The sequence below is a fragment of the Pseudomonas sp. 86_A genome, assembly GCF_017491705.1.
GTDB classification, from domain to species: domain Bacteria; phylum Pseudomonadota; class Gammaproteobacteria; order Pseudomonadales; family Pseudomonadaceae; genus Aquipseudomonas; species Aquipseudomonas koreensis.
Genome location: NZ_JAFGYS010000001.1, coordinates 659,967 through 673,098 on the forward strand (window position 1 = coordinate 659,967; position 13,132 = coordinate 673,098).

General features: G+C 58.8%; 11 protein-coding genes, 1 rRNA gene and 2 pseudogenes. 7 read left to right on the plus strand and 7 right to left on the minus strand.

The genetic code is table 11. The features are described from left to right. The first annotated feature begins 215 nt into the window (after nt 1-215). Nucleotides 216-1,616, plus strand: coding sequence for an MATE family efflux transporter (locus tag J5M57_RS03295; RefSeq protein ID WP_207848727.1), 1,401 nt, complete (start codon nt 216-218; stop codon nt 1,614-1,616). 58 nt (nt 1,617-1,674) lie between these two features. Here the strand turns inward: J5M57_RS03295 and tusA are convergent, their stop codons facing one another. Continuing rightward, nucleotides 1,675-1,926: a sulfurtransferase TusA gene (tusA, locus tag J5M57_RS03300; protein WP_169843529.1), complete on the minus strand. Its 252-nt coding sequence runs from the start codon at nt 1,924-1,926 to the stop codon at nt 1,675-1,677. 195 nt (nt 1,927-2,121) lie between these two features. Further along, nucleotides 2,122-3,195 carry a 23S rRNA (cytidine(2498)-2'-O)-methyltransferase RlmM gene (gene rlmM, locus J5M57_RS03305; RefSeq protein ID WP_169843528.1) on the minus strand — a complete coding sequence of 358 codons (1,074 nt, stop codon included), beginning with the start codon at nt 3,193-3,195 and terminating at the stop codon, nt 2,122-2,124. 222 nt (nt 3,196-3,417) lie between these two features. Here rlmM and acnA point away from each other — a divergent pair, with 222 nt between their 5' ends. Next, nucleotides 3,418-6,159 carry an aconitate hydratase AcnA gene (gene acnA, locus J5M57_RS03310; RefSeq protein WP_207848726.1) on the plus strand — a complete coding sequence of 914 codons (2,742 nt, stop codon included), beginning with the start codon at nt 3,418-3,420 and terminating at the stop codon, nt 6,157-6,159. A 324-nt stretch (nt 6,160-6,483) separates the two neighbouring features. Here acnA and J5M57_RS03315 read toward each other — a convergent pair. Beyond that, nucleotides 6,484-6,711, minus strand: a pseudogene (locus J5M57_RS03315) (aminoglycoside phosphotransferase family protein); the annotation flags it as partial. Then, nucleotides 6,704-7,192, minus strand: coding sequence for an SRPBCC family protein (locus J5M57_RS03320; RefSeq protein WP_064588449.1), 489 nt, complete (start codon nt 7,190-7,192; stop codon nt 6,704-6,706). The gene J5M57_RS03320 and the pseudogene J5M57_RS03315, both read right to left, overlap by 8 nt. Before the next feature lie 185 nt (nt 7,193-7,377). Between J5M57_RS03320 and J5M57_RS03325 the strand changes: the two genes are divergently transcribed. Further along, nucleotides 7,378-8,298 (plus strand): ADP-ribosylglycohydrolase family protein, encoded by a 921-nt coding sequence (locus J5M57_RS03325; protein WP_207848725.1) that lies wholly within the window; start codon nt 7,378-7,380, stop codon nt 8,296-8,298. Nucleotides 8,299-8,354: 56 nt separating this feature from the next. Then, on the plus strand, nt 8,355-8,759 hold the full coding sequence (locus J5M57_RS03330; protein WP_207848724.1) for a lysozyme inhibitor LprI family protein: 405 nt from the start codon (nt 8,355-8,357) through the stop codon (nt 8,757-8,759). A gap of 37 nt (nt 8,760-8,796) precedes the next feature. Here the strand turns inward: J5M57_RS03330 and J5M57_RS03335 are convergent. Beyond that, a pseudogene (locus J5M57_RS03335) lies at nt 8,797-8,979 on the minus strand (hypothetical protein); the annotation flags it as partial. Nucleotides 8,980-9,103: 124 nt separating this feature from the next. Here J5M57_RS03335 and J5M57_RS03340 point away from each other — a divergent pair. The 3 genes from J5M57_RS03340 (at nt 9,104) to J5M57_RS03350 (ending at nt 10,678) form a co-directional block, all read left to right on the plus strand. Then, a complete protein-coding gene (locus J5M57_RS03340) occupies nt 9,104-9,709 on the plus strand; it encodes a DUF2975 domain-containing protein (RefSeq protein WP_064588453.1) in 606 nt (201 codons plus the stop codon). 9 nt (nt 9,710-9,718) lie between these two features. Continuing rightward, on the plus strand, nt 9,719-9,925 hold the full coding sequence (locus J5M57_RS03345) for a helix-turn-helix transcriptional regulator (RefSeq protein ID WP_003226632.1): 207 nt from the start codon (nt 9,719-9,721) through the stop codon (nt 9,923-9,925). An 81-nt stretch (nt 9,926-10,006) separates the two neighbouring features. Beyond that, entirely contained in the window at nt 10,007-10,678 is a 672-nt protein-coding gene (locus J5M57_RS03350; protein ID WP_207848722.1) for a hypothetical protein, read from the plus strand. A 56-nt stretch (nt 10,679-10,734) separates the two neighbouring features. Here the strand turns inward: J5M57_RS03350 and mrdA are convergent, their stop codons facing one another. Together mrdA and rrf are read right to left on the minus strand one after the other, a co-directional pair. Next, a complete protein-coding gene (gene mrdA / locus J5M57_RS03355) occupies nt 10,735-12,627 on the minus strand; it encodes a penicillin-binding protein 2 (protein ID WP_064588455.1) in 1,893 nt (630 codons plus the stop codon). Between the two features lie 246 nt (nt 12,628-12,873). Beyond that, nucleotides 12,874-12,989, minus strand: a 5S ribosomal RNA gene (gene rrf, locus J5M57_RS03360). Between the last annotated feature and the right edge of the window lie 143 nt (nt 12,990-13,132).

A 13,132-nucleotide genomic window follows, 5' to 3' on the forward strand; every position in this document is an offset into this window, starting at 1 on the left:
TTGCACAGCAGGCGCAAAGTCTGCATTCGGGATTTTCCTCATCCACCACGCCGGATGGTTTTGGGGCCGCTTCGCACCCCAGCGCAAGCAAGCACCCTCACCACAGTGGATGGCATTGATGATTACAAATCCGCAACAGAGGATTTTTCCTGACTGTCACGTCAGCGGCGTAGAATGCGGCGCCTTGCGCATCAACACCTGTGGACGCTTTGCCTGTGAATTCTGTAACTGAACAAACTGTCGCCGTCACCCTCACCCGCCCCGCGCGGATTCGCCTGGAGTTCAAGAACCTGCTCGCCCTGGCGTTGCCGATCATCATCGCGCAACTGGCGACCACGGCCATGGGCTTCGTCGATGCGGTGATGGCCGGCCGCGTCGGACCCAAGGATCTGGCGGCGGTGGCTCTGGGCAACTCGATCTGGGTCCCGGTGTTCCTGCTGATGACCGGCACCCTGCTGGCCACCACGCCGAAAGTCGCCCAGCGGTTTGGCGCCGGCACACACAGCGAGATCGGCCCGCTCGTGCGGCAGGCGTTGTGGCTGGCGCTGGTGGTCGGACTGATCGCGACGGCGATGCTGGTGGCCGCCGAGCCGGTGCTGCACCTGATGAAAGTCGATCCGGAGCTGATCGGCCCGTGCATGCAATACCTGCACGGCATTGCCAGTGGCCTGCCGGCAGTGGCGTTCTATCACGTGCTGCGCTGCACCAGTGACGGCATCGGCCGCACCCGTCCGGCGATGGTACTGGGCCTGTGCGGTCTGGCGCTGAACATTCCGCTGAACTACATCTTCATTTATGGCCACTTCGGCGTGCCGGCCATGGGCGGCGTCGGTTGTGGCTGGGCCACCGCCATCGTGATGTGGGTGATGGCATTGGGGCTGGCCGGTTATGAACGCTGGGCGCCGGCCTATCGTTCGAGTGAAATCTTCAGCCGCTTTGACTGGCCGCAATGGGCGGTGATCAAGCGTCTGCTGGCGATTGGTCTGCCGATTGGCATCGCGGTGTTTGCCGAGTCGAGCATCTTCGCCGTGATCGCCCTGCTGATCGGCAGCCTCGGCGCCACCGTGGTGGCCGGGCATCAGATCGCGCTGAACGTCAGTTCGCTGGTGTTCATGATTCCATATTCGCTGGGCATGGCGGTGACCGTGCGTGTCGGCCAGGCCCTGGGCCGTGAAGAGCCGCGTGAAGCGCGTTTCGCCGCGGGTGTCGGCATGGGCACCGCGCTGGCCTACGCCTGCCTGTCGGCGAGCATGATGCTGTTGCTGCGTGAGCCGATTGCCTCGATCTACACCGCCGACCCGACGGTGATCCACATCGCGGCGATGCTGATTGTGTACTCGGCGCTGTTCCAGTTTTCCGACGCGATCCAGGTCACTGCCGCAGGCGCTTTGCGCGGTTATCAGGACACTCGGGTGACGATGATCCTGACTCTGTTCGCTTACTGGGGCATCGGCCTGCCGGTGGGCTACGCCCTCGGCCTGACCGACTGGCTCGGTGAGCCCCGTGGCCCGAGCGGCTTGTGGCAGGGTCTGATCGTCGGCCTGAGCTGTGCGGCGCTGATGCTGTCGATCCGACTGACCCGCAGTGCGCGCAAGCGCATTCGGATCAGCCGTTAGGTGGGTTGATCAGCCATAAAAAAAGACCTGCACATGCAGGTCTTTTTTTTGCCCGGTTTCAATTGGCCTTCTTGCGGATCCAGTACAGATAAGTACCGGCCTCTTCGTGCTGTCCCACCAGTTCGTGGTCGAGAAACACGCAGAACTTGGGAATGTCGCGACGGGTCGACGGATCGGTAGCGATCACCTTGAGCAGGCCGCCGGGGACCAGATCACGGATGTGCTGGTGCAGCATCATCACTGGCTCCGGGCAATTGAGGCCGGTGGCGTCGAGGGTGCCGTCAACCGGGGTATCGATCATTTCACTCATGATTCACTCCTGAAACTGGCCGGCATTGTCGCGCATTGCCGGGTTTGTGGCGAGGGAGCTTGCTCCCGCTCGGCGGCGCAGCTGTCGTAAAACCGCTGGACCCAATACGCCTGAAAGTACGAGATCGCATATCTCGGGGCCGCTTCGCTGCCCAGCGGGAGCAAGCTCCCTCGCCACAACTGCCAATGACATAATTCAGCGGGATTTGGCTTTCTTGACGTCATGCCGACGCAGGTGGCACGTCACTTCCTCACGGTCGTGATACAGCTGCTTGCAGCCAATATCGACCTTGATCCCGCGAGCCTTGAAGCCATCGGCGATGCGTTCGAGCAAGCGCTTCACTTCGGCATAGCGCTGCTTCATCGGCAACTTGAGGTTGACCACCGCTTCGCGGCAATGGCCCTCGCCGATCCACTCTTCGAGCATTGCCGCGTTGCGCGCCGGCTTCTCGACGATGTCGCAGACCATCCAGTCCACCGGCTGCTTGGGCTTGAAGGTGAAGCCGTCGGCCATCAAGTGCTGCACCAGGCCGGTGTCCATCAGGCTTTCAGCCATAGGACCGTTGTCGATGGCGGTCACCAGCATGCCGCGGTTGACCAGTTGCCAGGTCCAGCCGCCCGGTGCCGCGCCGAGGTCGACCCCCGTCATGTCACTGTGCAGGCGCTCGTCCCATTGATCACGCGGGATGAAGTGGTGCCAGGCCTCTTCCAGTTTCAAGGTCGAACGGCTGGGCGCCTCGCGCGGAAACTTCAGGCGCGGAATGCCCATCGGCCACATCGCCGAGTTACCGGCATCAGCCATGCCGAGGAACACTTCGCGACCGCTTTTGAACGTCAGCAGCAGACGCGGCTTGCTGGCGTCCTCCACCAGTTTTCCGGCAGCGGTCAGCGCCTTGCGCAGCGGGCCTTCGAATTTCTTGCAGAAGTTCGACAGTTCCTTGCCATCGTTGGTGTCGACCACTTCCAGCCACAGGCTGCCGAACACCGGGAAATCGACCATGTGCGCGAGGATCACGCTGATGCGGTCGTTTTCCGGCAGATCGATGAAGATCCCACGCGCCCATTGCCGCGGAAAAATCAGTTCGGCGAAGCGCTGGCCGCGCATCAGGCGCTCGGCGCCATCGGCTTCGGTGCAGACAAACTCGGCGTACGCCGTGGCCGCTTTGGCCTTGGCGTAACCGGCGACGTTCAACTGGGCCGCGAGGTCGGAAATCTCCGAACAGACTTCGCCTTCGAAGCCTGGCCGGCAATGCATGAATAGGGTGTTCATTCTTACTCCTGGGCAGAGGGCGGACATTCGGCCCCTGCACGCTGCTCAAGCCTTGCGGTGAAGCAAAGCCTGTCACGAAAACGGGCGCATGATAGCCGATGTCGGAACCTTGGTTCTCTTCATAGAGTCCAGTTATTAGCCAGCTACTGAAAACAGGGCTACGTTGATAGCTCTGCCCGTCCCCTCAGTCCGTAGCCGTGCGGACTCAAAGGAGTGATCGTAATGCCGTCCCTCGATAGTCTGAAGACGCTGAAAACCTTACAAATCGACGCCAAGACCTACCACTATTTCAGTCTGCCCGATGCCGCCAGGAGCCTTGGCAATATCGACCAGTTGCCGATGTCGCTGAAAGTCCTGCTGGAAAACCTGTTGCGCTGGGAAGATGAAAAAACAGTCACCGGTGCCGACCTCAGGGCGATCGCCGCCTGGCTCAAGGAGCGTCGCTCCGACCGGGAAATCCAGTACCGCCCGGCCCGCGTATTGATGCAAGACTTTACCGGCGTACCCGCCGTGGTCGACCTCGCCGCCATGCGCGCGGCGATGGCCAAGGCCGGCGGTGATCCGCAGCGAATCAACCCGTTGTCGCCGGTGGATCTGGTGATCGACCACTCGGTGATGGTCGACAAATTTGCCACCCCGAGCGCTTTCGAACAGAACGTCGACATCGAGATGCAGCGCAACGGCGAACGTTATGCGTTTCTGCGCTGGGGCCAGAGTGCCTTCGACAACTTCAGCGTGGTGCCACCGGGCACCGGGATCTGCCACCAGGTCAACCTCGAATACCTCGGGCGCACGGTGTGGACCAAGGATGAGGACGGCCGCACCTACGCGTTCCCCGACACTCTGGTCGGCACCGACTCCCACACCACCATGATCAACGGCCTCGGCGTACTCGGCTGGGGCGTCGGCGGGATTGAGGCGGAAGCGGCGATGCTCGGGCAACCGGTGTCGATGCTGATTCCGGAAGTGATCGGCTTCAAACTCACCGGCAAGCTCAAGGAAGGCATCACCGCCACCGACCTGGTGCTGACTGTCACACAGATGCTGCGCAAGAAAGGCGTGGTCGGCAAATTTGTCGAGTTCTACGGTGACGGCCTCGCCGACCTGCCGCTGGCCGACCGCGCGACCATCGCCAACATGGCCCCGGAATATGGCGCGACTTGCGGTTTCTTCCCGGTCGATGACGTGACCCTGGAATACCTGCGCTTGTCCGGACGCCCGCCGGAAGTGGTGAAACTGGTCGAGGCCTATACCAAGGCTCAAGGCCTGTGGCGCCTGCCGGGTCAGGAACCGGTGTTCACCGACAGCCTGGCGCTGGACATGGGCAGCGTCGAAGCCAGCCTGGCCGGGCCGAAACGCCCTCAAGACCGCGTCTCGCTGCCGAATGTCGCGCAGGCCTTCAGTGATTTCATGGACCTGCAATTCAAACCCACCAGCAAGGAAGAAGGTCGCCTGGAAAGCGAAGGCGGTGGCGGCGTGGCGGTGGGCAACGCCGACCTGATCGGCGAAACCGAGTACGAATACGAAGGCCACACCTATCGCCTGAAAAACGGCGCGGTGGTGATCGCCGCGATCACTTCCTGCACCAACACCTCGAACCCGAGCGTGATGATGGCCGCCGGTCTGCTGGCGAAAAAAGCCGTGGAAAAAGGCCTGACGCGCAAGCCGTGGGTCAAGAGTTCGCTGGCACCCGGCTCGAAAGTGGTCACCGACTACTACAAGGCTGCGGGGCTGACGCAGTACCTCGATCAACTCGGCTTTTCACTGGTGGGTTACGGCTGCACGACTTGTATCGGCAACTCCGGGCCATTGCCGGAGCCGATCGAGAAAGCCATTCAGAAAGCCGACCTCACCGTGGCGTCGGTGCTGTCCGGCAACCGCAACTTCGAAGGTCGGGTGCATCCATTGGTGAAAACCAACTGGCTGGCCTCGCCGCCGCTGGTGGTTGCTTATGCCCTGGCCGGCAGCGTGCGTACCGACATCAGTACGGAACCCCTGGGCAACGACCAGCAAGGCAATCCGGTATACCTGCGCGATATCTGGCCGAGCAGCAAGGAGATCGCCGACGCGGTCAGCCAGGTCAATACCGCGATGTTCCACAAGGAATATGCCGAGGTGTTTGCCGGCGATGAGCAATGGCAAGCGATCCAGGTGCCGCAAGCCGCCACCTATGTGTGGCAGGATGACTCGACCTACATCCAGCACCCACCGTTCTTCGACGACATTTCCGGACCATTGCCGGTGATCACCGACGTCAAAGGCGCACGTGTGCTGGCGCTGCTCGGCGATTCGGTGACCACCGACCACATCTCCCCTGCCGGCAACATCAAGGCCGACAGTCCGGCCGGGCGCTATCTTCGAGAAAAAGGCGTGGAACCGCGAGACTTCAACTCCTATGGCTCACGCCGGGGCAATCATGAAGTGATGATGCGTGGCACGTTCGCCAACATCCGTATCCGCAACGAAATGCTCGGTGGCGAAGAAGGTGGCAACACGATCTACATCCCGAGCGGCGAGAAAATGGCAATCTATGACGCCGCCATGCGTTATCAGGCCGACGGCACGCCGCTGGTGGTGATCGCCGGTCAGGAATACGGCACCGGCTCCAGCCGTGACTGGGCGGCCAAAGGCACCAACCTGCTGGGAGTCAAAGCGGTGATCGCTGAAAGCTTCGAGCGCATCCACCGTTCCAACCTGGTGGGCATGGGCGTATTGCCGCTGCAATTCAAGCTCGATCAGAACCGCAAGAGCCTCAACCTTACCGGCAAGGAAACCCTGGAGATTCAGGGCCTGACCGGCGTGGAGCTGACGCCGCGAATGAACCTGAACCTGGTGATTACCCGTGAAGACGGCCGCCAAGAGAAAATCGATGTGTTGTGCCGCATCGATACGTTAAATGAAGTGGAGTACTTCAAGTCGGGCGGGATTCTGCATTACGTGTTGCGGCAGTTGATTGCTTCATAAGCCGGGACTTCAACCCACTGTGGTGAGGGAGCAAGCGCCCTCGCCACACGTTCACCCGCCACAATAATCCCTGTACTTTTCTGGAGGCGAAAAAAAACCCGCCGAAGCGGGTTTTTCCCAAGACCATTATCGACTCCCTGTCGGCAGCGATCCTTGCTATGGTCGATCATCCGTGATCCTGAAACACTCCCTGTGTCTCAGTTGATGGGTGTAGATTACGCGGTGGATCCAATCGGCAATAGTCGAAAAAGCTACCAGCGCGTGTAAGACATTCGCTATAGAAGTCCTTCCGAAAACCCTTACGCCACTCAGGCACCCAGCATGCAAGCCGTCGTCATGATGGGCCAGCACCTGCGCGGCGCCGTCACCGTCCCACCAGGCCATCAGCCGATTGCCGCACTGTTCGTCGGCATCCAGCGCGATCTTGAGCATGGCCGGCGCACCACCAAAACGCACCGGTAACAGGCGGCTGCCGGGGGTAATGACCGGCTCTCCGTCCGGCACCAGTGCCCAGCGTTGCAGCCACGGTCCAAACGTTGCGGTGTCAGTCACTCTCACGCACGCGGGTCTTGGCACTTTCGGCGAGAAACTGTTCCAGTCGACTCAGTTGTTCTTCCCAGCCACGGCTGTCCATGTAATACGCTTCTTTCTGCCGCACATCGGGAATATGCGCAAAACCGGATTCGGACACCTTGAGTAAAGTGCCGTCTTCGTAATCCTGCAGCTCGAACTTCACCAGTGTCGTTGGCTCCTGGGAGTAATCGATTTTCGGGTTGACGGCGTAGGGATGCCAGCGAAACGAGAACAGCTGCTGCGGCTCGACCCGCTCGACCAGCACATTCCACAACACGTGTTCATAACCTGGATACGTGACCTGCCCTTGCGTCCATTCGCCGGCAATGAACCGCCTGCCCTCCAACGCCACACCAAACCACTGACCAAACGCCTCGGCATCGACCAACGCGCGCCAGACATAAGAACGCGGCGCCTTGAGCGTGATTTTGCGTTCGAAACTATTGGGTACGGGTTTCATAAGTCACCTCCTGTTCTGAACACTAGGCTTGTATGACCACATGTCCAACCTGAAGTTGTATCAAAGCCATGCACCTGTGCAGCACAAGGGAAACATTCGGCGGCATTTCCGTTCGTTGAATCGAGCCCCCCATCCGATGAACCTGTTACCTTTTCCTGCGAAATGCAAACAGACAAGGACGAAGCATGCAGCCATCTCTCTCCGAACGTTATCGCGGCGCCCTGCTCGGCCTTGCCTGTGGCGATGCCGTAGGCACCACGGTGGAGTTCAAGTCACGGGGTTCATTCCAGCCGCTGACGGACATGGTCGGTGGCGGCCCCTTTGACTTGAAGCCAGGGCAATGGACAGACGACACCTCGATGGCGCTGTGTCTGGCAGAAAGTCTGCTGAGCAAAAATACATTCGATGCGGCAGACCAGATGGGGCGCTATCTCAACTGGTGGAAATGGGGCTATCTCAGCTCGACCGGTGAGTGTTTCGATATCGGCATGACGGTCAGCCAGGCGCTGTCGCAGTACCAGCAAACCGGTCAGCCCTTTGCGGGATCTACCGACCCGTTTACCGCTGGCAACGGTTCGCTGATGCGCCTGGTGCCGGTGGTGCTGTTTTACTTTCCTGACGTCCAGCAGATCCGCCAGTTCGCCATCGCCAGTTCGCGAACGACCCACGCAGCCCCAGAGGCCATCGAATGCTGTCAATTGTTTGCCGAACTGATCACCAAGGCGCTGCTTGGCGCCTCAAAAACCGAATTGCACAGACTGCCACTTTCAACCTTCACTCAATCTAAAGTCACCGCGCTTGCTCGCGGGGACTACCTGGCCAAGTCAGTCAGCGACATTCGTGGCAGCGGCTACAGTGTCGAGTCATTGGAAGCAGCGCTGTGGTGTTTTCATCACACTGACAGTTTCGCCGCAGCGATTCTGCAAGCCGCCAACCTGGGCGATGATGCCGACACCACTGCCGCAATCGTCGGCCAATTGGCCGGGGCCTATTACGGCATACGGGCGATTCCCGCCTCCTGGCTGGAAATGCTCCATGAAGGCGAGGAGATTACAGCCACCGCAGATCGCCTGCTCGACGCCTCCCGGCTACGCGTTCCTGAATAGAAGCACCAGAGCCGCTAAACTGCTCTGCACCTTCATCCGACACAGTGAGATTCCACATGTCCCCACGCCTGCTCCTGGCCCTGACACCCTTCCTGTTCACGCCGCTCGCCCACGCTGCCGTCGACTGCGCCAATGCCAGCGATCAGGCCACCATGAACCAATGTGCCGGACAGGAATTCAAGGCGGCGGACAAGGAGTTGAACGCGGTGTATCAGCAGATCACCGGTCGTTTGAAGGACAACGCTGACGCCAAAAAGCTGCTGGTGAGTGCGCAGCGGGCGTGGATCGGCTTTCGTGACGCCGAGTGCAAGTTTTCGGCGTCCGGGGTGGATGGCGGGAGTGTATATCCGTTGGTTTACAGCAACTGCCTGACCGGGGTGACCAAGGTACGGGTGGAGGCGTTGAAGCAGTATCTGAAGTGTGAGGAAGGTGATTTGAGTTGTCCGGTGCCGGGGGCCTGATTTTGTAGCGGTTTAGAGGGGCTTGCTCGCGAAGGCGTCAGAACAGACGCCACCATATCCCCAAGGCAAACATGATTCTGCCTGCCTGCTTCATCTTCTCGACATCAAAAAACGCCAAGTCATTGAACGTCCCGGCCAGATAGATCTGCCGCCATCCTTGTCGCACGAAATGCAGTAGCAGGAATGTTCCAGGGTGGGCAGCTTGCAGAACGACTCGCTGCATCGCTGCACGCCACTGTTCGGTGAAGTCGATATCGCAACGCAACAATTTCAAAATTAATTATTGTTATTCGATAATTTTTCATCGAGAATTCGCTACCCAATTGAAACAACCAGGAATTTTCATGAGTACTCACATCAACGGATTGGCGCTGCAGCGCATGCATTGGATCGGGCTGCTGGCCGCGATTCTTGTCTGGGTTCTGGGTGTGACGGAGGTCGGCGGCAATGCGACGATCTGGTTCTTCAAAAAGGATGAAATGCTGGCGGGCCTGCTCTATGCCTTTGCCGAAGGCTCACCGCAATTGCTTGATCCGTTTGTCGAAGGCGCGCTGCTCGATCCTGATACCTGGCTGTCGCCAGTGGTCACAGCGCTGATCGTTTTTCTGGATTTTCTGCCCGTGGTCCTGTCGGCCTACGCGTTATGGCTGACCGGGCTGTTTTTCCTGCGCTTGTCGCGCGGCGAAACCTGGACTGATCGCAATATCAGGGTCCTGTGGCGCGTGGGCGTACTGTGCATCGTTTCTCCGGCAACCTACCCGCTGGTAGAAACCTTGCAGGGTCTGGCGTTGTCGATAGATCTGCCGCCGGGAGATCGGATTTTTCAGTTCTCGATCGGCCTGTCTTCCGCTTCCGCCTACGAGATAATCAAAGGCGTATTGCTGTGCATATTTTCAATTATCATGCGTGACGCAAAAGTACTCAGCGATGAGCAAAGTCAATACATATAGAACAACATAATGACCATTATCGTCCGCCTTGACGTTGTCATGGCCACGCAAAAAATTCGCTCGAAAGAACTGGCCGCCCTACTGGGTATCACCGAGGCCAACCTGTCATTGCTGAAGAATGGCAAGGTCAAGGGCGTGAAGATGGCCACCCTCGATAAACTCTGTGCGGCGCTCGATTGCCAGCCTGGCGATCTTCTGGAATACCAGAAAGACTGATCTCTTCTGACGGCGAGTTATTTATCGCGCGCCTCATCCGTATAACTTTTATTCAATCCTTAGTTGTAAGGCGACTTTGTCATGTCCCGTTATTTGTCCTGCGTCCTGTTAATGCTGACCGCGTTGCTTGGCGGCTGCGCCACGCAAATAGACGTAGCACTCAACGCAATACCAGATCCCGACTATCCGTTCGACCGAAAGGCAACTGTGTTGGTGACCTCGGCCAAGAGTGCCGATGAAAACGCACTGAATGCCCGCTACTATCTTCGCGACATGGTCAATGCACTGAAAGACAGGGGATTCCAGGAGGTTTACACCGACGCCAGCCTGCCCAGAAATCACGCGCCGATCAAAATGACCATCAGTCTCGATATCGGCAGCCGCCAAGTGTCTTACCGCTATACCGCCACCGACTATGGGCAAGTGCCCACCAGCACTACGACCGTGTGCAAGAACAGCAAAAAGAAAGATGACCGACTGACCTGCACCAGCAAGCCTAATACGACCTATGGCCCGGTGGGCACTTCCGAGCGAATCGGCTATACCACCCTCAGCACCTTCGTTGCCACTGCCCGGGACGAAGTCAGCAAGCGCACGGTGTATCTGCTGCGGGCATCGTCCTATAACGAGGACTGTCAGGCTGCCAAGGTCGAAGCCTTTCTGGTGGAGCAAGGCCTGCAGCAGCTGAACTTCGAGGACCGTGTGCAACGCAACTACAGCGTCACGATGCCCGAGGGCTACAGCTGCAAATAGTTTACTTGCAGCACAGGCTCCGCCCGCTTGAGCCTGTGCTGTGAAGCGGATCCCGGTTAAACGTGCGGATCACCCGGCGGCTTGGCAGGCGCGGCGTATTGCGGCTTGAGGTGACCGTCCTGGTCCAGAAGCCAGGCGTCCATGATCTGCCGCACCACAGGGCCGGCTACACGACCACCGGCCTCACCGTTTTCAATCATTACCGAAATGGCAATCTTCGGGTGCTCCGCCGGGGCAAAGCCGACAAACAGCGCGTTGTCGCGGTGGCGTTCGAGGGTTTTCTCGCGGTTGTAGCGCTCGCCCTGCTTGATCGCCACCACCTGTGCGGTACCACTCTTGCCGGCAATGCGGTACTGCGCACCGGCTGCAGCGGCGCGAGCAATCCCTCGCGCATCGTGCATCACCATCTGCATGCCGTGGTTGACCTGATCCCAGTCACGCGGGTTCTTCAGCAGAATATTCGGCATTGGATGTTCGTCGACCGGTGCCACACCATCGACCGTCTTGGCCAGGTGCGGACGGTTCCATACACCCTTGTTGGCAATCAACGCAGTGGCCTGAGCCAACTGCAGCGGCGTGACCTGCATGTAACCCTGACCGATGCCGAGGATGACTGTTTCCCCAGGGAACCACGCCTGACGGCGCGTGGCGCGCTTCCAGGCCTGCGATGGCATCAAACCGGGCGACTCTTCGAACATGTCCAGCGAGACTTTCTCGCCGAGGCCGAACATCGCCATGTAGTCATGCAGGCGATCAATGCCGAGCTTGTGCGCCAGGTCATAGAAGTAGGTGTCGTTGGAACGCATGATCGCTGCGTCCATGTCCACCCAGCCGTCGCCGCTGTGGTTCCAGTTGCGGTACTTGTGGTCGAAATCCGGGAGTTGGTAGTAGCCCGGATCGAAGACCCGGGTCTGCGGGGTAACAACGCCGGCATCCAGACCGGCAATCGCCACCTCTGGCTTGATGGTCGAACCTGGCGCGTACAAGCCGCGCAACACACGGTTGAACAGCGGTCGGTCAATGGAGTCGCGCAGCGCCGAATATTCCTTGGAGCTGATACCGGTGACGAACAGGTTCGGGTCGAAACTCGGATTACTGACCATGGCCAGCACTTCGCCCGTGGACGGATCCAGTGCCACCACCGAACCACGACGATCCCCCAATGCAGCTTCGGCAGCCTCCTGTAGTTTGACGTCGAGGCTCAGTACGATGTTTTTGCCTGGCACCGGATCGGTGTGCTTGAGCACCCGCAGCACGCGGCCCTGGGCGTTGGTTTCTACTTCTTCATAGCCAACATGGCCGTGCAGCTGCGCCTCGTAAAAGCGCTCGATGCCGGTTTTGCCAATAGATTGCGTGCCGCGGTATTCAACCGAGTCCAGCGTCTTGGACTCTTTCTCGTTGATCCGGCCAACGTAGCCGATCGAATGCGCGAAGTGCGGCCCTAATGGGTAATGCCGAACGAACTGCGGTTCGACATCCAGGCCCGGCAAGCGGAATTCATTGACTGCCAACACGGCAATCTGCTCTTCCGTCAGTTCGTAGAACAGCGTCACCGGGGTAAATGGATGCCGGGACTGCTTCATGGCCTTATCGAAAACCGTGCGGTCTTCGGCAGGCAGGTGCAGGAGATTGATGACCTCGTCCAGCTCCTGATTGACGTCAGTGGCACGTTCGCGGGTGATGACCAGGTTGTAACTGGGGCGGTTATCGGCGAGCAGCACACCGTTGCGATCATAGATCAGGCCGCGAGTCGGCGGGATCGGCAAAACGTGGACGCGGTTGTTTTCAGAGATGGTCGAGTGGTAGTCGTATTCCACCACTTGCAGGATATAAAGGCGAACCACCAACGCGCAGCTGATGGCGAAAACGAACAAGGCACAGGCGATCAATCGTTTATTGACCAGCCGTGTCTCTTTTTCGTGATCCTTGATCGGGATAGGTTCAGGCATTTCTACAGCAACTCTTTGACAAAAATTGAGTGCCGATCCGTGGGCATGACATCAGTCCGTTAAAAAACGAGCTGCACCATACCAAAAACCGAGTGGTCACTTCAGAAGGTTTTTCCCCAACGGCAGTCCTGGCGATGGTTGGAACCCCCGTACCTCGCCCGAATCGCCTTGTTTGGCTAGCAACCCACTTTCCTGCAGGCAAAACAAAACCCCAACTGCTTTCGCAATTGGGGTTTCGGAATTTAATCTTGACGATGACCTACTCTCACATGGGGAAACCCCACACTACCATCGGCGATGCGTCGTTTCACTTCTGAGTTCGGGATGGGATCAGGTGGTTCCAACGCTCTATGGTCGTCAAGAAATTCGGGTACTGAGTCGCGGCACACTGGCCTCGCTTCAGCAAATTGGGTATGTGATACAGGTGTTTGTGAATCTCGAACTTTCGGTTCGTTTCGTCTTCACACACCGCAATCTGATGCTCTTTCGAGTAGTCAAATTGCTT

Excerpts from the sequence above, each read along its gene's own strand:
- J5M57_RS03350 (WP_207848722.1), top strand. The coding sequence starts at position 10,007 with ATGTCCCGTTATTTGTCCTGCGTCCTGTTAATGCTGACCGCGTTGCTT.
- J5M57_RS03345 (WP_003226632.1), top strand. The coding sequence starts at position 9,719 with ATGACCATTATCGTCCGCCTTGACGTTGTCATGGCCACGCAAAAAATT.
- J5M57_RS03320 (WP_064588449.1), bottom strand. The coding sequence starts at position 7,192 with ATGAAACCCGTACCCAATAGTTTCGAACGCAAAATCACGCTCAAGGCG.
- acnA (WP_207848726.1), top strand. The coding sequence starts at position 3,418 with ATGCCGTCCCTCGATAGTCTGAAGACGCTGAAAACCTTACAAATCGAC.
- J5M57_RS03325 (WP_207848725.1), top strand. The coding sequence starts at position 7,378 with ATGCAGCCATCTCTCTCCGAACGTTATCGCGGCGCCCTGCTCGGCCTT.
- mrdA (WP_064588455.1), bottom strand. The coding sequence starts at position 12,627 with ATGCCTGAACCTATCCCGATCAAGGATCACGAAAAAGAGACACGGCTG.
- J5M57_RS03340 (WP_064588453.1), top strand. The coding sequence starts at position 9,104 with ATGAGTACTCACATCAACGGATTGGCGCTGCAGCGCATGCATTGGATC.
- rlmM (WP_169843528.1), bottom strand. The coding sequence starts at position 3,195 with ATGAACACCCTATTCATGCATTGCCGGCCAGGCTTCGAAGGCGAAGTC.
- J5M57_RS03330 (WP_207848724.1), top strand. The coding sequence starts at position 8,355 with ATGTCCCCACGCCTGCTCCTGGCCCTGACACCCTTCCTGTTCACGCCG.
- tusA (WP_169843529.1), bottom strand. The coding sequence starts at position 1,926 with ATGAGTGAAATGATCGATACCCCGGTTGACGGCACCCTCGACGCCACC.